Source organism: Dysgonomonas sp. Shenzhen-Wh21 (assembly GCF_043392705.1).
In the GTDB taxonomy this organism is placed as follows: Bacteria; Bacteroidota; Bacteroidia; order Bacteroidales; family Dysgonomonadaceae; genus Dysgonomonas.
Genome location: NZ_JAIXHZ010000077.1, coordinates 29,950 through 50,310, shown reverse-complemented (window position 1 = coordinate 50,310; position 20,361 = coordinate 29,950). Strand labels below are relative to the sequence as shown.

General features: G+C 40.2%; 17 protein-coding genes. 3 read left to right on the top strand and 14 right to left on the bottom strand.

The annotated features are described in order from the left end of the window. The first annotated feature begins 86 nt into the window (after positions 1 to 86). The 3 genes from LDB17_RS04685 to LDB17_RS04675 are packed head-to-tail and all read left to right on the top strand — an operon-like array spanning position 87 to position 4,398. A complete protein-coding gene (locus LDB17_RS04685; protein WP_393924916.1) occupies positions 87 to 1,862 on the top strand; it encodes an OstA-like protein in 1,776 nt (591 codons plus the stop codon). 13 nt (positions 1,863 to 1,875) lie between these two features. Beyond that, positions 1,876 to 3,708 carry a DNA mismatch repair endonuclease MutL gene (mutL, locus tag LDB17_RS04680; protein ID WP_252637173.1) on the top strand — a complete coding sequence of 611 codons (1,833 nt, stop codon included), beginning with the start codon at positions 1,876 to 1,878 and terminating at the stop codon, positions 3,706 to 3,708. 18 nt (positions 3,709 to 3,726) lie between these two features. Further along, the gene (locus LDB17_RS04675; RefSeq protein WP_252637175.1) at positions 3,727 to 4,398 is read left to right on the top strand and encodes a YiiX family permuted papain-like enzyme; all 672 of its coding nucleotides are present in this window, start codon (positions 3,727 to 3,729) and stop codon (positions 4,396 to 4,398) included. 63 nt (positions 4,399 to 4,461) lie between these two features. Here the strand turns inward: LDB17_RS04675 and LDB17_RS04670 are convergent, their stop codons facing one another. The 14 genes from LDB17_RS04670 to LDB17_RS04605 are packed head-to-tail and all read right to left on the bottom strand — an operon-like array spanning position 4,462 to position 20,149. Continuing rightward, positions 4,462 to 4,914, bottom strand: coding sequence for a GatB/YqeY domain-containing protein (locus LDB17_RS04670; RefSeq protein ID WP_252637177.1), 453 nt, complete (start codon positions 4,912 to 4,914; stop codon positions 4,462 to 4,464). 21 nt (positions 4,915 to 4,935) lie between these two features. Next, positions 4,936 to 6,225: a cell division protein FtsZ gene (gene ftsZ / locus LDB17_RS04665; RefSeq protein WP_252637179.1), complete on the bottom strand. Its 1,290-nt coding sequence runs from the start codon at positions 6,223 to 6,225 to the stop codon at positions 4,936 to 4,938. A gap of 45 nt (positions 6,226 to 6,270) precedes the next feature. Further along, on the bottom strand, positions 6,271 to 7,599 hold the full coding sequence (ftsA, locus tag LDB17_RS04660; RefSeq protein WP_252637180.1) for a cell division protein FtsA: 1,329 nt from the start codon (positions 7,597 to 7,599) through the stop codon (positions 6,271 to 6,273). 58 nt (positions 7,600 to 7,657) lie between these two features. Further along, positions 7,658 to 8,395, bottom strand: a complete 738-nt coding sequence (locus LDB17_RS04655; protein WP_252637182.1) for a cell division protein FtsQ/DivIB — start codon at positions 8,393 to 8,395, stop codon at positions 7,658 to 7,660. Next, positions 8,392 to 9,759, bottom strand: coding sequence for a UDP-N-acetylmuramate--L-alanine ligase (murC, locus tag LDB17_RS04650; protein ID WP_252637184.1), 1,368 nt, complete (start codon positions 9,757 to 9,759; stop codon positions 8,392 to 8,394). Before murC ends, LDB17_RS04655 begins: the two co-directional genes overlap by 4 nt. A gap of 3 nt (positions 9,760 to 9,762) precedes the next feature. Continuing rightward, positions 9,763 to 10,872 carry an undecaprenyldiphospho-muramoylpentapeptide beta-N-acetylglucosaminyltransferase gene (murG, locus tag LDB17_RS04645; protein WP_252637186.1) on the bottom strand — a complete coding sequence of 370 codons (1,110 nt, stop codon included), beginning with the start codon at positions 10,870 to 10,872 and terminating at the stop codon, positions 9,763 to 9,765. Next, on the bottom strand, positions 10,869 to 12,110 hold the full coding sequence (locus tag LDB17_RS04640; RefSeq protein WP_252637188.1) for an FtsW/RodA/SpoVE family cell cycle protein: 1,242 nt from the start codon (positions 12,108 to 12,110) through the stop codon (positions 10,869 to 10,871). The genes murG and LDB17_RS04640 overlap by 4 nt, the downstream gene beginning before the upstream one ends. A gap of 6 nt (positions 12,111 to 12,116) precedes the next feature. Then, positions 12,117 to 13,454 carry a UDP-N-acetylmuramoyl-L-alanine--D-glutamate ligase gene (gene murD / locus LDB17_RS04635; protein WP_252637189.1) on the bottom strand — a complete coding sequence of 446 codons (1,338 nt, stop codon included), beginning with the start codon at positions 13,452 to 13,454 and terminating at the stop codon, positions 12,117 to 12,119. 6 nt (positions 13,455 to 13,460) lie between these two features. Further along, complete coding sequence (gene mraY / locus LDB17_RS04630; protein ID WP_135106750.1) at positions 13,461 to 14,723, bottom strand: phospho-N-acetylmuramoyl-pentapeptide-transferase; 1,263 nt, start codon at positions 14,721 to 14,723, stop codon at positions 13,461 to 13,463. A 22-nt stretch (positions 14,724 to 14,745) separates the two neighbouring features. Continuing rightward, positions 14,746 to 16,197 (bottom strand): UDP-N-acetylmuramoyl-L-alanyl-D-glutamate--2,6-diaminopimelate ligase, encoded by a 1,452-nt coding sequence (locus LDB17_RS04625; protein WP_252637191.1) that lies wholly within the window; start codon positions 16,195 to 16,197, stop codon positions 14,746 to 14,748. A 19-nt stretch (positions 16,198 to 16,216) separates the two neighbouring features. After that, positions 16,217 to 18,418 (bottom strand): penicillin-binding protein, encoded by a 2,202-nt coding sequence (locus LDB17_RS04620; protein ID WP_252637193.1) that lies wholly within the window; start codon positions 18,416 to 18,418, stop codon positions 16,217 to 16,219. 3 nt (positions 18,419 to 18,421) lie between these two features. After that, entirely contained in the window at positions 18,422 to 18,772 is a 351-nt protein-coding gene (locus tag LDB17_RS04615) for an FtsL-like putative cell division protein (RefSeq protein WP_252637194.1), read from the bottom strand. Between the two features lies 1 nt (position 18,773). Next, positions 18,774 to 19,685, bottom strand: a complete 912-nt coding sequence (gene rsmH / locus LDB17_RS04610) for a 16S rRNA (cytosine(1402)-N(4))-methyltransferase RsmH (RefSeq protein WP_252637196.1) — start codon at positions 19,683 to 19,685, stop codon at positions 18,774 to 18,776. Positions 19,686 to 19,687: 2 nt separating this feature from the next. Continuing rightward, entirely contained in the window at positions 19,688 to 20,149 is a 462-nt protein-coding gene (locus LDB17_RS04605) for a division/cell wall cluster transcriptional repressor MraZ (RefSeq protein ID WP_252637198.1), read from the bottom strand. Between the last annotated feature and the right edge of the window lie 212 nt (positions 20,150 to 20,361).

Sequence of the window (20,361 nt, the reverse complement as noted above, 5' to 3'; positions counted from 1 at the left end):
AATTTATTACATACATAACGCAAAGGCATAGAATATCTGCAATCAGTGTTTTATGCCTGATTGCTATTTATGCATCGGCACAGATGATGATTTCTCCGCATATGGATGTGGATATCCTTCAGGTGCCTCAAAAGCCTCAGAGTCAGCAAAAACCTCAACAGGCAAAAGGAAAACAGAAAGTAATAGACATTGTATTTAGTAAGGAACTGTTTACCCGAGCGGGTTCAGATGTTAAGATATTGAAAGATAGTGTTATATTCTTTCACGATGGGGCGTATCTGTATTGCGACAGTGCCTACTATGACGAAAAGATGAACTCTTTTAATGCATTCAGTAACGTACGGATGGAACAGGGCGATACCCTATTTCTCTACGGCAATTATATGCATTATGATGGAAATACAAGGGTTGTAATGTTCAGAGAGAACGTACGCCTCGAACATGGTAGCGGAACACTGTTTACCGACAGCTTAAATTATGACCGTATGATGAATATCGGTTATTACTTTGATGGTGGTATGCTCGTCGATTCGTTGAATGAGCTTACGTCCTACTGGGGGCAATATGAGCCTGCACTCAAGCTGGCAACATTCAAGGATAGTGTGATTCTTGTAAACAATAAGTTTAAGTTATATTCCGATCGTCTTAAATATAATACGGATACTAAGATTGCAACAATCTATACTCCTACCAAAATTGTTTCCGACAGTGGCATTATTTATTCCAGCAAAGGCTGGTACAATACTGCAACCGAGGAGTCCCTCTTGTTGGATCAATCTACAATTGTAAACAAGCAGGGTAATCGTATATTGAGAGGAGATTCCATATCGTACCATAAGGCAAAAGGATATGGAGAGGTATTTGGCAATATGTTTTTGCAAGATACGACTAAAAAAGTTATCCTAAGAGGACATTATGGTTTCTATAATGAGCTTACAGATTATGCGCTGGCTACCGATTCGGCTTACTGTGTTGAATATTCGCAAGGCGATACACTATATATCCATGCCGATACTCTTAAGCTGATTGCAATAGTAGATAGTATCAAACCCACCAATCAGAAGATACAAAAGCATACTAAAGTAGCTGCGGATTCCTTACATAGCGATTCTATAGGTAAGCTTCATTCCGATTCCTTACATACTCAGCCGGTAAATATATCTTCTTCGCTCGAACCTTTGCCATCGGCATTACCTCCCGGGAAAAAGGAAGAGCCTAAAGTGACTACTTTCAGAGAGATAAAGGCATATTACGGAGTCCGTTTCTATCGCTCCGACATGCAGGGTATTTGTGACTCTTTACAGTTCAACTCAAGAGATTCTATACTCCATATGTATAAAGACCCTATACTGTGGAATACAAACAGGCAGCTATATGGCGATACGATAGACATTTATATGAATGATAGCACAATCGATCATATGCATGTCAAACGATATAGTTTCTCGATAGAGCAGAAAGACTCGTTACATTACAATCAATTGAAATCGCGTTCTATGAAGCTTTTCTTCCAGAACAAACAGCTTGAAAGAGTATTAGCAGAAGGTAATGTGGAGACAATATCGTATCCCGAAGAGAAAAATAAGGAACTGTCAGGTATTCTCAATTGGCTTGAAAGCAGTTATCTACAGATATTCATGAAGGATGGTGCATTCGAGAAGCTTGTTACCTGGCCCAAATCTGTAGGGAAAACAACACCTTTCGACCTGATTACTCCAGAACAATTGCGTTTAACAGATTTCTATTGGTACGATTATTTACGACCTTTAGATAAAGATGATATATTCAGGAAAGTTTCTCGTAAAGCATCAGATGTAAAACCTCAACGGAGTAAAACCTCTGTCTTTAATCGGGAAGAATAACCATAGAATAATAATGAGTGATATAATACATCTTTTACCCGATTCTATAGCCAATCAAATCGCGGCAGGAGAGGTTATTCAACGGCCTTCGTCAGTGGTGAAGGAATTGGTTGAAAATGCCATCGATGCCGGAGCAGACAGTATACAGCTTATCATTAAGGATGCCGGGCGTACACTGATTCAGGTGATAGATAACGGAAAAGGAATGTCGGCAACAGATGCCCGCATGGCCTTTGAACGGCATGCTACATCTAAGATAAGAAAGGCGGATGATTTGTTTGATCTTCACACCATGGGGTTCAGGGGTGAGGCTTTGCCCTCTATTGCTGCTATTTCGCATGTGGAAGTTAAAACAAGAAGAGCTGAAGACGAACTGGGTACTTTGCTGCAAATAGCAGGGTCGAGAGTCGAAAACCAGGAGCCTGTGGCTTGCCCTGTAGGCAGTAATTTTTCTGTAAAGAATATATTCTATAATGTTCCTGCCCGTCGTAAATTCTTAAAATCGAACGATACCGAACGTAGAAATATTCTTACCGAACTGGAGCGTATTGTTCTGGTAAATCCTTCTATCGAATTTACTTTTATAGATAATGATGTAGAAGTATTGAGGTTCCCGGCCGGAGGTTTGCGGCAGCGTATCGTAAATGTTGTAGGTAAGAACTTCAATCAGCAGCTTATCTCTATTGATATAGATACTTCTCTGGCTAAGATAACCGGCTTTATAGGTAAGCCCGAATCGGCACGAAAAGCCAGAGCCCAGCAGTTCTTTTTTGTGAATAACAGGTATATGCGTCATGCATATTTTAATAAGGCTGTACAGTCTGCATTCGACCCTTTGATTCTGAACGGCGAGTATCCAAACTATTTTATTTATTTTCAAGTTGATCCTTCTACTATCGATGTAAATATACATCCGACAAAGACAGAGATAAAGTTTGAGAATGAACAGCCTATCTGGCAAATTCTTACCGCAGCCATCAAGGAGGCATTGGGTAAGTTTAATGAAGTACCTACAATCGATTTTGATACCGAAGGAGCTATAGATATACCGATACACGATCCTTCAAAAAATATATCCCAGCCTCGTGTAAATGTAGATCCGTCATATAATCCATTCAAGTCGCCTGCAAGGACAAACTATCAGCGTCCAAAGTTCGATTTGGATCAGTTATACAAAGGATTTGAAAGTGATAAAAGTACTGTTGATTTTTCTACTGAGCTTGCCCCCGATGTTGATATTTTTAGTCAGCAACAAACAGGCGATTCTGAAAAGATAGTTCCCGAAATGGTGGTACATTATCAATACAAGAACCGCTATATCCTTACCTCCGTTAAATCGGGACTAATGCTTATCGATCAGCATCGTGCCCATATTCGTATATTGTTCGATCAGTTTTTATCTCAGATAGAGCATAAAAGAGGCATCTCACAACGTGCACTATTCCCAGAGATTATCGAGCTGTCTCCATCAGAGGCTGCTATGATGCCTTATCTGACAGACGATCTTGAGGCCGTAGGCTTCGATTTGAGCCATTTAGGAAATAATTCTTATGCTATAAATGGTACGCCTGCCGAAATAACAAATATAGACTCTGTACAGCTTGTGCACAATATGATAAATAAGAGTATAGAGAGCGGCAGCGATGTAAAAGAGGAAATACGCGAAGCACTAGCACTTTCGATGGCTTATGCTGCATCAATCCCTTATGGGCATACTTTGTCTACAGAGGAGATGAATAAGATTGTCGATCAGCTTTTTGCTTCCTCTGCATATAAACATACTCCTGACGGAAAAACAATTATCTCTATGCTCGAAGATGATGCAATAGAGAAAATGTTCAAGTAAATCTTAAACTATTTATCTATGAGAAAGGCGAAAATTATCTCTCTCATCTTTACTATCTTTTTTATTTTAGGGCTATGTGCCTACTACTTTTATCCATCAACGACGGTCTCTACCGATAAGGCTAAAGCTACTCGGGAAGAACAGATAGAGGATGGCGATATAATCTTTCAGACTTCACTCTCGGCTCAGAGTGAGGCTATTCAGCAAGCTACAAACTCAAAGTACTCTCACTGTGGCATTATTTATAAGAATAATGGTAGATTCTATGTCTATGAGGCTGCTGAAACTGTAAAGCTGACTCCTTTAGATGAGTGGGTAGCAAAGGGAAAGGATGGTCATTATGTAATCAAACGGCTAAGGATTGCAAATCAGATATTAACCTTTAACACGCTGAAGAAAATGAAAGAGGAGGGGGCTAAACTCTTAGGAAAAAGTTATGACTCTGCATTTGACTGGTCGGACGAGAAAATATACTGTTCTGAGCTTGTCTGGAAAATTTATAAGCGAGGCGCAGAAGTTGAAGTTGGCAAGCTGCAGTACTTGAGAGACTTTGACTTGACAGGGGAAGAAGTCCAACAGAAACTAAAAGAACGATACGGAGATAAAATACCAAAAGATGAGATCGTAGTTTCTCCTGCATCTATTTTTAATAGTAGTATGCTGGAGACGGTCATTTCTCATACTCTATAAGATACAAAAAGCAGAATATTCGAATATTCTGCTTTTTGTATTTATAATAAAATTATACCAGTGTTATTTATTCAACAGCTTTTTTACTGTTTCAGAAATAGCTTTTCCGGCAGCAATACCTGCAAGAGCTTTTGTCGCTACACCCATCACTTTACCCATATCCGCAGGAGATGAAGCTCCTACTTGAGCTATAATTTCGGTGATTCTTGCATCCAGTTCTTCTTGTGATAATTGCTTTGGCAGATACGCTTCTATAACAGCAATCTGTGCTAATTCATCTCCGGCCAGATCGTCACGCCCCTGATTTTTATATATTTCTGCGCTATCTTTACGTTGCTTCACCATCTTTTGCAAGATAAGAGTTGCTGCTTCGTCAGATAATTCATCATTAGCACCTTTCGCTGTTTTTGCTTCAAGAAACTCCTTTTTTACTCCCCGCAATGCTTCCAGTCTTATTTTGTCCTTTGCGCGCATTGCGTCTTTGATATCTTCGCTTACTTTATCAAATAAGTTCATTGTTGTATTTTTTATTATGATTTAGTCATTAAAAAGGCCACCTTGTTTCTTCATTTCCGGCTTGTATTCGCTTGGGTTGAATTTCTCATCACGTTTGAATACCGGAGTGTTTTCCAAAGCGTCAATAATCTTATCATTATCCAATTCTTCTGTAGATAGGATAATTGGCTTTTGTCCGAAAAACGAAGAACGAACAGCTACAGTTTGTACACCATCTTTTCCGTAATGTTTTTCAATCATTTCATTGATACGGCGTTTTTCTTCTTCTTCCTGTCTGATTCTTTCTTCCTCTTCTTCCTCATCAATTTCGATAAGATCACTTTCCATTCCGGGAATACTCGACATACCGAATCCTGTAGCCAGCAAGGTTATTTTTACCTGTTTGCCTAGATTCTTGTCTATAGCAGTACCCCAAATAACTTCTATCTCTGGGCCAAAGCGTTTCATAAAGTTGGCAACAGCTTCCATCTCTTCTACTATTAGCGGTTCTTCTTCGCTCGAATAGATATTGAATAGAATCTTCTTGGCATCAAATACATCATTGTTATTCAATAATGGAGAGTGAAGTGCGTTTACAATTGCATCTTCCACACGATTTTCTCCTTCGCCTCGTCCGCTACTCATAATGGCTACTCCACCATCTTTCAGAATGGTTTTCACATCGGCAAAGTCCAGATTTATATGTCCGTGTACTGTGATTATCTCCGCAATACCTTTAGCTGCTATTGTCAGCGTATCATCAGCTTTTGCAAAAGCATTGGGGATAGTCAGGTCGGCATAGATATCAATCAGTCTCTCATTGTTTATTACAAGCAGTGCATCAACGTTGCGTGCTATATTTTCTACACCTTTCAGTGCTTGTATAATCTTTTTACGGCCTTCGAATACAAATGGTATGGTAACGATACCAACTGTAAGTATTCCCATATCTTTAGCAATACGTGCTACTACAGGCGCTGCTCCTGTTCCGGTACCACCTCCCATTCCGGCAGTGATAAATACCATTTTGGTTCCGTCTCCTAATAGTTTTTCCAAATCTTCACGGCTCTCTTCTGCCGCTGCTTTTGCAACTTCAGGACGGTTTCCAGCTCCAAGTCCTTCCGTGGTTTTTCTTCCCAGTTGGACACGTGTTTCTACCGGAGATTCGCATAATGCTTGATTATCGGTATTGCACAATGCAAACGATACATCATGTATACCTTCATTAAACATGTGATTTACGGCGTTACCACCACCACCACCTACACCTATAACCTTTATGATTGTCTGAGTTTTTCTTGGGAATTGAAAATCCAGTATTTTTTCATCCATATCTTAGCGTATTTGTTTTGTTATAACTTAAGGGATTTACTTCGATTATTCTTCATCGTTGAATACTGTTCCTCCAAAGTTTTGTACTTTTTCGAAGAACCTAAAGAGCGATGTTTGCCCTTTGTTTTTATCTTTCTTTCCCTTCTTAGGCTTAGGAGCTTCTTCCTCATCCTCATCTTCCTCTATTTCGGGAGCAGGCGGGGTAGGAGTTGTTTGTTGAACCGGTACAGGTTCCGGTCTGAATGCTTCCTTTCTTTCGCAATTTTCATTTGCAAAAAGCAGTAAGCTAAGAGCCTGTGTATATACCGGATTTTGCAGTAATTCGGCTGCATTATTAATATATACACGTTTTGGTGTTGCCCGTTTTACCGGAAGTTGTGCTTTGTCTGCAAAATATTCTTCCAGCCCTGTCATTTGCGATGCTCCACCTATTATAATAATTCCGGCATCCAGTTTATCTCCAAATCCTGATTCTTTTATCTGATGAATAACGTTCAAGATAATCTCGTCCTGACGTAGTTGTATCACTTTGTTCAACTCTCTAAGGTCTATATCGGCTGAAGTATCGCTGGTTGGTCTTGCTTTTTCTTTACCTAATTTGGCATAACGTATTTTGTATGTTTCGGCAGATTCGAAAACAAAGCCTAATCCCTGAACATCTTTCGTAATCGTACGTCCTCCGAACGGAATAACTGCCATATAGCGAAGCAATCCGCCCTTATATATGGATAATGTAGTAGTGCCTGCGCCAAAATCGACCAGAGCACATCCAGCTTGTCTGTCTTGTTCTTCCAGAACGAGAGCACCTGCGGCTACAGGGCCTACAATAAATCCGGCAATTTCAATCTGAGCCTTCTCTGTACTTTTTGCAAGATTACTTTTTATATTAGGACGTCCGATAACCAAACGATAATGACCTTCAATTACAGAAGCAACCTTATCAATCGGGTCTTCTTCGTATTGTCCGTCAAGGTAATATTCGGGAGCAAGGACGCTATAGTTGGCAAAGAAATCGGGCTTGTTCAGCTTCGCTTGCTGTTCCATCCCGTCGAGTATAGCAAATGTGATAGGGGTAGTACCATCGAGCAATTTAGTCTCTTTGTGTTCTATTGCCCGAAGTGATTTTCCGGCAACAGAAACATAAGCTTTTCCTATTTTCTTACCTGTCTTGTTTTCTAACAGGTGGATAAGTCCTTTGATTTTGCCTGCGGCATCATCTATATTATATATTGTCCCATATTTTACACATGAATCGGCAGGTATACATTCCGATGCCAAGATGGAAATAACGCCTTGTTCATTCTTACGTCCCAGTACACCAACAATTTTTGATGTGCCAAGGTCAATACCTACAATAAATCCTGATTGTTCCATATATCTTCTTCTCCTTTACAGTCCAATTCGAAAGAATTGTCCAGATCTTGTTCTTTATTCAACGTTTTGTACAAACAACTTGTTTGTTAAACTTCAGATTTATGACTGAATATTTATTCCACCCGGTCTCGTTAAGCCCGTTTTGATAAAAGGTGAGCAATTTGGCAAGCTTCTCTTTACATCCGTCCACACTGCCTAGTATGACCTGATGATCACCGACACGGGGTATTAATTTAATATCCTGGTTAGGTAGTACGACTATTTGTTCAATTTGTGCATTCCAAAACTCATCATTATGCAAAAATAATGCAAATTTATATAAGTCGGTCTTTGCAAACTCTTCTTTTATTGCTCCTGTTGCTATAGGGAGGTATGCCGTAGAGCGATTAGAAAGAGGCATTTTATTGCCCGCATTATCTATATAATAGTTTCCTCCGAGGCTGCTTATAACACGTAGAATCGGCTTCCGCTCTTCAATTACGACTTTTACAGCTCTATTGTTTGTAACAAATACGTTGGCTTCTTTTATCAGCTGATTGGCCATTATGGCCTCTTCTATCTTGTTTGTATTAATGTTTTTTAATTGTTTGCCTGTAGGATCAAGTCCTTTATCTTTGATATAACTTACAATATCTTTTGTTTCGATAAACTTATTGCCCTCGGCGCTATTTTTTATTTCTACTTCAAAACTTGTGCAAAAGTCATCCTGCGGCTTTTTTTCGAAATAAAAAGCCGAGAAAATAAGATAGCCTGCAAGAAGGCATATTCCTCCGATGACTAATATTTTTTTTATCATTTCTCTTCTAAAACTTCTTTTATTGCTTCCAACAATTGATCGATATCTCCTGCTCCGACTGTTAATAGAACCTCAACATCATTTTTATTTTCCAATAAAGGTAATAATTCTTGCTTGTTACACAATGTTTTAGGACAGGTAACCTTGTCGAAAATTATTTTTGAAGTCACACCTTCTATCGGTTTTTCCCTTGCAGGATATATATCCAGTAAAATGAGTTCGTCAAGCAAAGAAAGACTCTTTGCAAACTCATCGGCAAAATCTTTTGTCCGGCTATAGAGGTGAGGCTGAAAAACGCCTGTAACCTTACGGTCAGGATATAATTCCTTTACAGATGTAATGCTCGCTGCCAGCTCTTGAGGGTGGTGTGCATAGTCGTCTATCATCACGATCTTATCTGTTTTAAGGATAAAATCGAAACGACGCTTCGCCCCCTGAAATGTAAACATAGCATGTCGCAGTTCGTCAGGTGTAGCACCATTGAGCCATGCCAGAGCCATTGCTCCGATGCTATTCTCTATATTGATTCTAACAGGAACGCCAAGCTGTATGTTGTCTATTACTTCCTTTGGAGTAACAAAGTCGAAACGAATTTCACCGTTCCCTATTTTTATATTCTTTGCATGGAAGTCTCCTTTATCTTCAGAGTAGGTATATACCTTAACATCTTCTCCAACTTTGGGCGAAAGTTTTATATTGTGTTTCATCACCAACACTCCTCCTTGTTGAATGAGGGTGGTGAATTTCTCAAAGCTTTTGAGATACTCTTCTTCCGTTCCATAGATATCCAGATGGTCTGGGTCTACAGAAGTAATAAGAGCCATATACGGATGCAACCAGTGGAAAGAGCGGTCATACTCATCAGCTTCGATAACGGTAAACTCACTCTTATCTGAAAGCATAAGATTGCTGCTATAGTTTTTCAGGATACCCCCTAAGAAAGCATTACAATCGAGGTGCGATTGTTTAAGGATGTGAGCCAGCATACTTGATGTTGTTGTCTTTCCGTGTGTTCCTGCACAACAGAGAGCTTTGCTCGATTTGGTGATAGTTCCTAAAACCTGAGCACGCTTCTGTATCGTAAAATTCTGCTCGTGGAAATATATAACTTCTTCGTTTTCGGATGGAACAGCCGGAGTATATACCACTAATGTCGTATCTTTGTCTTTGCAGTATTCGGGTATCAGGCTTACACTGTCCGAATAGTGAATTTCTGCGCCTTCTTTTACCAGTTCTTTTGTCAATGGTGTTTCGGTACGATCATAGCCTGCTACTTTTTTGCCTTTCGACATAAAGTAGCGAGCCAGATTGCTCATTCCGATGCCACCGATTCCGATGAAGTATACTGCTTTTATATTATTCATGTTTTATTTTCGCTTTATTAGTCTTATTGCTTCGTCTACAATTCGGTTTGCCGAATCATGTTGCGCCAATTTTAAAATATTTTCCGATAGAGTTTTTAATTTGTCCTTATCCTTTATTGTCTCCAAAGCTGTTTTAATCAGCAAATCATTTGCTTCAATATCCTTTATGAGGATAGCGGCATCTTTATTTACCAGTGCCATTGCATTTTTGGTTTGATGATCTTCCGATACATTTGGAGAAGGAACAAGAATAACCGGTTTGCCCAACAAGCATAGTTCGGAGATAGAGCTTGCACCTGCTCTTGAAATGACCAAATCGGCTGCTTTATATGCTAAATCCATTCGGGAAATGAATTCATGGATATGAATATTCTGCGGATTTCCTTTCGATGCCAGATCCATATTCAGTTCGAAAAAGTATAGTTTCCCACATTGCCAAATGATTTGTATGTCTGACTCAGACAAAGCTTCTATTCCGCTAAATATACTTTTGTTTATTGTTCTCGAACCAAGGCTGCCACCTACAACCAGAATTGTTTTTTTATTCGGGTCGAGGTTAAACTCTGTATAGCCATCTTCTTTCGTTATATTCGATGATAATAATTCTTCACGACAAGGGTTGCCGGTCATCACTATTTTATCTTTCGGAAAGAATCTTTCCATATTTTCGTAGGCGACACATATACTGGAAGCCTTCTTGCCTAAGAACTTGTTTGTAATTCCGGCATACGAATTCTGCTCTTGGATGAGGGTAGGGATACCTAGTTTACTTGCCTTATACAACGTTGGGCCACTGGCATATCCTCCCACGCCAATCACGATATCGGGATTAAATTCTTTTATGATTTTGCTAGCCCGATTGAGGCTTTTCTGAAATTTCCAGATTGTAGAAAATATCTTGATCGGATTTTTTCTGCTAATCCCGACTACATTTAACCCTTCTATTTTGTATCCTGCGTTTGGAACTTTTTCCATTTCCATGCGTCCTTCGGCTCCCACAAAAAGTATTTCGGAGTCAGCGTAACGTTTTTTGATGGTGTTGGCAATAGCTATTGCCGGAAATATATGACCTCCTGTTCCACCTCCGCTAATAATAACTCTCAGATTTTTCATTGTTCTTCTGTATCTTTTACATAGGGTTCAAAATCTATATTGGCAATGCTTTCGTCCACATCTTCATGATCTGAGTCATTGAGTCGGGATGAGCATGCCAGAATAATGCCAAAATAGGCACATGTGATAATGGTAGACGTTCCACCCCGGCTTACCAGAGGCAGAGGTTGTCCTGTAACAGGAATCAAATTGACGGCTACGGCCATATTAGCCAAAGCCTGTATTGTGAGTATAAGTGCAGACCCGAGTATAAGATATCTCGGGAACTTCTTTTCGCATTTTGAAGCCAGAACGCCACACCTGAACATCAGAGCGACATATAAGAGCAAGACGAATAGCCCCCCAAGCAGTCCTGTTTCTTCAAGGATGATGGCAAAGATAAAGTCGGAGTAGGCCTGTGGAAGAAAGTCTCGTTCCACACCGCTTCCTGGCAAGCCGATTATACCACCGTTGGCTATAGCAATCTTGGCATGTGATACCTGATAATTGTCGTCAGTTATTTTATAAGCAATAGTTCCGTCGGCGTTCCTCATCTCTTTATCTTCTTCCGAGTGCCTTTCTATACGGTTTTTCCATGTAGCCAAACGTCCCGGTAAATACTCTTTTGCAAAAGAGTCGGGTAGGAGCGTAAGGCTGCCTAGCAAAATAGCTACAGCAGCAAGCCCAACAAAAGCAATCAATCCTAACTTCCTGAGGCTGACCTGTCCGATAAACATAAGCATAAAGCAGACGCCAAAAAGGAGACATGCCGTAGATAAGTTTTCGGGTGCAATAAGCAAGCATAAGGCTCCGATACCAATAATGAGGGTTTTGAATATCCAACCTTCATTATCAGGCTTCATCTTACTTAAAAAGAAGGAGACAAAACCGATTGCCGAAATTTTAGCAAACTCGGAAGGTTGTATCGTAAATGCTCCGATTCCAAGCCAGCGTTGTGCCCCATTCACATCTTGCCCCATAAACATGGTGATAACAAGGAGAACAGCAGATAGCGGTATTCCCAATAGCAATACTGAAAAATATTTGCTGGGAACCCTCTGCAAAAACATCACGAGGGCAAAACCAATAAGCAGGAATGCCGCATGTCGCAGAATCGGTGCCCAGTGGCTATGTTGACGGTAGGCAATTGTACTTGTAGCACTAAATACTTCAAGCAAAGAGATAATACACAGTGCGATAAATATGCACCATATAACTTTATCTCCTTTGAATGCCCGCCCTAAAAAATTGAATTCCATTTTTGATTACAGTTTTCTGACGTATTCTTTAAACTGATCACCTCTATCCTCATAATTTTGGAAGAGGTCGAAACTGGCGCAGCAAGGCGATAGCAAAACCGTATCTCCTTCTTGAGCCAATGCGTAAGATTTTTCTACTGCATCCTTCATTGATGAGGTATCTACAATATTGTCTATTTTACCATCAAAGAATTTATGCAGCTTACTGTTGTCAACTCCGAGGAAAACCAAAGCGCGAACTTTATCTTTAACCAATTGTTCGATCTCTGTATAGTCATTTCCCTTATCTGTTCCTCCTAAAATAAGGACAACCTTCGTTTTCATGCTTTGTAAAGCATACCAGCACGAATTAACATTAGTCGCCTTGGAGTCGTTTATAAACTGTATACCTCTCACTCTGGCTACTTTTTCAAGGCGATGTTCTACTCCTTGGAAGTCACTAAGCGAGTGACGCAGGTTTTCATCGGTTATATCCAGCAACTTTGCCGTGATGCCTGATGCAAGTGAGTTATACAGGTTATGTGTTCCTTCGAGTGCTAGTAAATCTTCTTTCATAATGAAAACCGATTTAGGAGTATCTATTTTTATTTCATTGTTTTCAGGGTATGCAATAGCATTACCCACTTTGTGGTCGGCAAATGTATATTGCTTGCCTTTCGATACCAGCTTTTGTATTTCTTTGCTTACAATCGGGTCTTCTTCCCAAAATATAAAAGCATCTTCTTCTGTTTGGTTTTGTACAATACGCATTTTGGCATCAACATACTTTTGCATATCATGATCGTATCTGTCGAGATGATCGGGGGTTATATTTAAAAGAATGGCGATATCTGCTTTAAACGAGTACATGTTTTCCAGCTGGAAACTACTTAGTTCCAATACATAATAGTCGAAATTATCTTCTGCTACCTGACGTGCAAAACTTCTTCCGATGTTACCTCCAAGACCTACATTTAGTCCTGCCGATTTCAGTATATGATAGATGAGGCTGGTAGTGGTTGTCTTCCCATTACTGCCTGTAATACAGATCATTTTTGCCGATGTGTAGCGTTTGGCAAATTCCATCTCCGATAGGATAGGAATACCTTTCTCTGCTGCTTTGTGAACAAGAGGTGCATAATTAGGAATGCCCGGGCTCTTGATGATCTCGGATGCAGCCAGTATGAGGTCTTCGGTATGTCCTTTTTCCTCGTAAGGGATGCCATACTGATCGAGTTCGGCTTTGTACTGGTCTTTTAACGGCCCGCTGTCAGACAAAAAAACATCAAATCCTTTTGCTTGTGCCAGTATCGCTGAGCCTACGCCACTCTCTCCTCCTCCTAATATGATAATCTTGTTCATCATTTATTTTTATCGCATTTTTAATGTTGCCAATGTAAGTACTGCCAGAATAATTCCAATAATCCAAAAACGCACTACAATCTTCGACTCGGGTATAGGCCCTATTGGTTTTTGAAACAAGGCTTGTATTCCCGAATTTCCTGCTTTCTGAAAATGATGGTGCAAAGGAGTCATTTTGAAAACACGTCTGCCTTCTCCGTATTTTTTCTTTGTGAATTTAAAGAATGCCACTTGCATCATTACCGAAATACTCTCAACAAAGAATATTCCGCAAAGTATAGGGAGTAGCAATTCTTTGTGAATAACAACGGCAAAAACACCGATAATTCCCCCTAATGTCAGACTACCCGTATCTCCCATGAAGACCTGCGCAGGGAAGGCGTTATACCAAAGGAAACCAATCGTAGCTCCTATAAATGCAGCGGCAAATATTACGAGTTCCTGGCTACCGGGTATAAACATAATGTTGAGATAAGACGCAAACTCCATGTGCCCGGAAACATACGCGAGTATCCCGAGTGTTACCCCGATAATGGCAGAGCTTCCGGCTGCCAATCCATCGAGTCCGTCGGTAAGGTTGGCACCATTGGACACGGCAGTTACAATAAAAATAACAATGAAAACAAACAGTATCCATGCTGCCGGTTCGGCATATTCTCCCATAAAGCCAACAAGATCCTCGTAGTCGAGGTTGTTATTTTTCATAAATGGGATTGTTGTCTGAGTGGATTTTACTCCTTCAGCTACATAGCTTACACGCTCTATTACATTGTCCTGATTACGGTATTCTATATTCTCCCGGATAATTATATCGGGGCTCAGGTATATTGTCAGACCCACTATCAATCCCAGTCCGACCTGTGCCACTATTTTAAATTTACCTTGTAACCCTTCTTTATCTTTTTTGAAAACTTTTATATAGTCGTCCAGAAAGCCCAGTGCACCAAGCCATATTGTTGTGATCAACATGAGAATGATATATACATTGTCTATTCGGGCAAAAAGTAGTACAGGTGTTAGTATTGCTATAATAATGATAACACCACCCATGGTAGGGGTTCCTTTTTTACTTAGTTGTCCTTCAAGACCAAGATTACGGACTGTTTCACCGATTTGCAGCTTTTGCAATTTGTCGATGATCCGTCTTCCTATAATTGTAGAAATCAGCAAGGAGAATATCACAGCCATCGCTGCCCTGAATGAGACATAGCGAAACATCCCTGCACCAGGGAAATCTAATTTGTCTAAGTAATCGAATAAATAATATAGCATTTTGTCTTTCTGATTTTTCTAGTTATTCTCCAAAAATGTTCTTAACTATTTCTTTATCATCAAAATGATGTTTTACACCTTTCACATCTTGATAATCTTCGTGCCCTTTCCCTGCAATAAGGATTACATCTCCCGTTTTAGCCAGTGCGCATGCTGTTTTTATTGCCTGTTCACGTTCTACAATCAGAAGTGCTTTTTTCAATTGTTCGCTGTTGAGCCCGTCTGCCATATCGTTGATTATAGCTTGCGGCTCTTCGTAGCGAGGGTTGTCGGACGTGAGTATAACCTGATCGCTCAAACGAACAGCTTCGCGTGCCATGATCGGACGTTTTGTCTTATCTCTGTTTCCTCCGCAACCTACAACTGTTATTACACGACCGTTTCCTTCCAATACCTCGTGTATTGCTTCCAATACATTGGTAAGAGCATCGGGCGTATGGGCATAATCTACAATAGCTGTAAAGCCTTCAGTTGAACGGATTGTCTCGAATCGACCTGATACCGGTTTCAACGTGCTAAGTACAAGCAAGGCTTCTTCCGGACTTTGTCCTAGTAATATGGTTGCCCCGTAAACAGCAAGCAGGTTGTATACATTAAATACTCCCACAAACTGTACTTGCAGTTCTTTGCCATTGATCTCTATTGCAGTACCATCAAAGTGTTTTTCGATGATTCGTGCTTTGAAATCAGCTAAAGAATGAACAGAATAAGTACTTGTTTTAGCCTTTGTATTTTGTAACATTACCAATCCGTTTTTATCATCGATATTGGTAAGAGCGAATGCTGTTTCGGGTAGTTGGTCAAAGAAAGCTTTCTTCGCTTTTAGGTATTCGCCCATTGTTTTATGGTAGTCCAAATGGTCTTGGGTAAGGTTGGTAAATATTCCCCCTTCGAATTTTAGACCACTTATACGTTTTTGATGAATGGCGTGCGAGCTTACTTCCATAAAGGCATATTCGCACCCTGCATCTACCATGTTTTTGAGCATTTCGTTCAACGAAATAGGGTCGGGGGTAGTATGTGTGGCATGATATACTTTGCCATCTATATAATTGGCTACAGTAGATAACAAACCTACTTTATATCCCAGCTTGCGGAACATCTCATAAAGGAGTGTGGCTGTTGTTGTTTTTCCGTTTGTGCCTGTTACGCCTACTAGTTTCAGATTGTTTGACGGATCGCCATACCAATGTGTAGCTATTTTTCCGGCAGCATCGGCACTGTCTTTTACTTTTATATATGTGATTCCTTCGTTAGAAGTATCTATTTTGCTTTCGTGAAGAATAACTTTAGCTCCTAGTTCCAAAGCGTTTTTTATATATAGATGACCATCCACCTGAACGCCTTTGAGGGCAATGAAAACCGATCCGGGAGTTGCCTTGCGGGAGTCTGTAAAAACTCCGGTTACATTTATATCCTGTTCTCCCTTTATTTCTATTACATCTATGTTTTTAAGTAAATCCTGCAACTTCATATCTGTATTTGTTTTTTCGTTAATTTAATTCTATGGTTATGGTTGCTCCTTTCGTTGTTCTTGTTCCCGGAGCTATAGATTGCTGTTTCACTTTTCCTGCACCTATAAGGTTTACTTTCAGTCCTTCAAGCTCTAATAAATATATGGCATCACGTGCTCCCATTCCTATGACGTTAGGGACTAATCCTTGCTTGATAGAAGAATTGCTTTGAAGAAGAATACCATTGATCGAAGAGTCTGTATTTATCCAGTCTACTTTATCTCCCGAATAGTTGTAATCTTGTTTTAATTTTTTCAAAACAATCTCTGTATTTTTGAATGAACCGCTTTTAACGACAGGTATAAGTGAGTTTACTGTATCTTTCTGAGCAAGTATAGGAGTTGCTACAGTATTTCGTGTATATATCCCCTCGGCAATGGTTTTGAATACTGCTCCCGGCATAAGTCCCCCCGATGGAATTCCCTGTGGTCTGCGTATGCCTACAAAGCAAGTATATTTGGGATTGTCGGATGGGAAATATCCACAAAATGATACATAATATCCTTCGTATCCACCTCTGGCTGCAATCATTGCCGTTCCTGTTTTTCCTGATATAGGGAACATTTCAGATTCAATCGTTTTTCCTGTACCGTCGGTTACAACACCTCTTAGAATATCTTGCACCTCTTTGAGGGTCTTTTCTGAACATAATGAAGGATTTATAATCTCGGTTTCAAATTCTTCTTCTATTTTTCCGTCTCTCATGAAGGCTTTGGTGAGAAACGGCTTGATCATCTTCCCTTTATTTGCGATACCATTATAGAACATTAGCATGTAAATAGGTGGTACTTGTGTCTCATAACCGAATGACATCCATGGCAATGTCGTTTTAGACCATGGATTTGACTTATCATCAGGGAAGCGAATGACAGAAGTTCCTTCTTTTCCTTGTAGTGGAACATCCCATTCTATTTTTTTTGTAAGTCCCAGATCATGGATACGCTGTACATATTTTTGAGGATTATTTTCATAACCTTTTAATATCATTTTTGCGATAGCAACGTTCAGCGAAGAGTACATTCCTCTCGCTACTGTTACATAGCCTTTGTCTTGTCCTTTGCGCCAGTCATGGTCTTTTACGATGCGTCCCTTATATTCGAACAAACCGTTGCCGACAAAAATTTCTTCATCGGGGGTAACTACTCCGTCTTCAAGGGCAATCATCAGTGACACTGTCTTGAAGGTAGACCCCGGCTCGGACATGTACGAAAAAGCATTTGGATTACCTTCGGCATAAACACCGGGCGACATGCGGTCGAGATTGGTTATGGCTTTTATCTCCCCTGTAGCCACTTCCATTACAATAGCACATCCGGATTCGGCATTGGTCTCTACCAGTTTGTTGTAGAGCGCTTTCTCTGCTAAGTCTTGGACATCTACATTCAAAGTGGTTTTTATATCCCATCCATCGGTTGGCTCGTTCAATACGACGTCTATCCAACGGCCTTGCACACGTTGGCGTGTTTTCAGACCCGGAATTCCTTTTAGTATAGAGTCGTATTTTAGTTCCAGACCACTGGCTCCTCCTGCGTCAAAGTCTTTGTATATAGATCCTACGGTTCTTCCGGCAAGGCGACCAAAAGGTTTTAAACGCATTGTTTTTTCTTCTGTAAACAAGCCGCTCCTATTGCTTCTCTGGCTAAAGAATGGGTATGTGAGAACTTCTTTCAGGTCTATATAGTTTATATCAGGGCGAATAATGCGCACATAGCGGCTGCGAACCTTTACCTTTTGGTTTGAACCGCTCTCCCTATTCCTTTCTATTTGGGCGAGCTCTTTACGGCTTAAATCCCATCCGTCTAGTATTACTCTTTTGTACTGGGCTGCACTTCTGTCGGGAAACTTCTTCGCCAGTGCTTGTGACAGAGGTGTAACGTATTTCATTAATGTATCTTTCTTTATGCCATCGGCCATAAAGTCGACATATACTCCGTAGAGGGGTTCGCTTGTTGCCAATAGGCGTCCGTCGTCGGCATAAATATTACCTCTGTTGGGGCGTATTTCTCTATCTTTCTTTACGGTTTCCTGTATGCCAAGTTCGCGCCACATGGGGCCTTCTACATACTTTATATTGAATATACATATTAGAATTGCAATAAATATCAGGGACATAATAAGTGCAATCCACCCATATCGGCTGATCGCTATATTCTTTGATGTTCCTTCAGATTTTTTCGCCATCTTCTATTCTTTCTTGCTATTTATTTCTTTCTTTCCCAGTTTATATATTGGGTCTTTTGTTTGTTTCAGATCAACACCGTTTTTCTGAACCATATCTTCTACTTTCGATTCGCGGCTTACACCCATCAGCTCTGCCGATATGGTGAGAGACTCATACTTCGCATCTTTTAGTTCGCGCTGAAGAGATTCTATTTTCGCCATTTTCTCGATACAGCTATACCTGTTGCTGATGTACAGCACAATGATAACGAAGACCGTGATGATAAAACGTGCGTTTTTCCAAAAGAAATCCTCGGTGAGGACAGTCCCCCCAAGAATATACATGATCTTCTTTTTTATATCTTTTACTGTCATATCAAACTTTTTCTGCAACTCTTAGTTTAGCACTCCTTGATCGGGGGTTGCGTTCTTCTTCTTCCTTTGATGGAGTGATTACTTTATTGTTTATCAGCTTGAACGGAGTTTCGAAGTTTCCGAAGAAGTCTTTTTCTACTTTGCCTTCAAAATTTCCTGTCTTAAAGAAGTTTTTGACAATACGGTCTTCGAGCGAATGATATGTAATGACAGACAATCGCCCACCCGGTTTTAGTATGTCAAGAGCCTGCTCCAACATCTCCTTCAACACCTCCATCTCTTCATTTACTTCTATGCGAAGAGCCTGAAATGCCTGAGCCAGTATCTTTTTCTCTTTTTCTCCTCTTCCTACAAATGAATTGAGTGTTGCAAGCAAATCACTTGTTTTCTTGTAAGGTTTTTCTTTTCTTGTTTTCACAATCACGGAAGCAATCCGCCGCGATTGTTTCAGTTCACCATACAGGTAGAAAACATCTGCCAGTTTTTCCTCTGTGTATGTATTTAGTATCTGCGCAGCCGTTTTTCCTCCCTTGCGATTCATGCGCATATCCAAGTCGCTATCTTCGAAACGGAAAGAGAACCCTCTGTCTTCGGCATCGAAGTGATGCGACGAAACGCCCAAATCGGCCAGTATAGCATCTACACCGTCTACTTTATGATACTTGATGAAATTTTTAAGATATCGGAAATTGCTGCGTATGAAAGTGAACTTACTGCTAGCTTCAATGTTGTTTATCGCATCTTCATCCTGATCGAAGGCATAGAGATGCCCTTTGTCTCCGAGACGTGACAGTATTTCTCTTGAGTGTCCGCCACCGCCAAATGTAACATCGACGCAAATACTATCAGGGTGAATATTCATCCCGTCAATACTCTCGTGAAGCAAAACCGGTATGTGATATGCATCGGCCATGATTAGTCGTTTTGTGAGCTGTTATTCATTAATGCCTGAATGCGAGCACTGAATTTCTCGGCAGGTATCAGTGTTTTGTCCAGAGCATCGTTTGTCCAAATTTCGATTGTATTGTCTACTCCTAAGAATCTTACATCTGTAGTAATTCCGACCATCTGACAGTATCGTTTTGGTATAAGGATACGCCCGTTGGTGTCCATCTCGAGGCGTTCGGCGTCAACAACAAATTGACGGAACAACGCTTGCTGCTCCATATCCCACCTGTTGAGGCGTGAACGTAATTTTGCAACTTCCTCTTCCCAGACTACCAGAGGGTAGAGGACGAGACAGTTCTGAAATAGGTCTTTCCTGAGTATCAATGTGTTCTGGTCGCAAGATTGCAATATCTTACGAAAAGAAGCAGGTACAAAAAGACGTGCTTTTGCGTCTATTTTTGCTTCGATATTTCCCAAAAACTGTAACATTAATACTTTGAATTTTAACAATATACAATATTCGACGTAAAGGTATAAAATTTATACACTTTTCCCCACCTTTCCCCACTTAAAATGTATGAAAAAGTTTTCAACATGAGATGAACAGGTTATAAACACAATATTAACAATGGGAGATAGGATTATGTTTATTGATTATTAGGTGTTTATATACAAATAAGTCCTGCCTTGTTAATAACTAA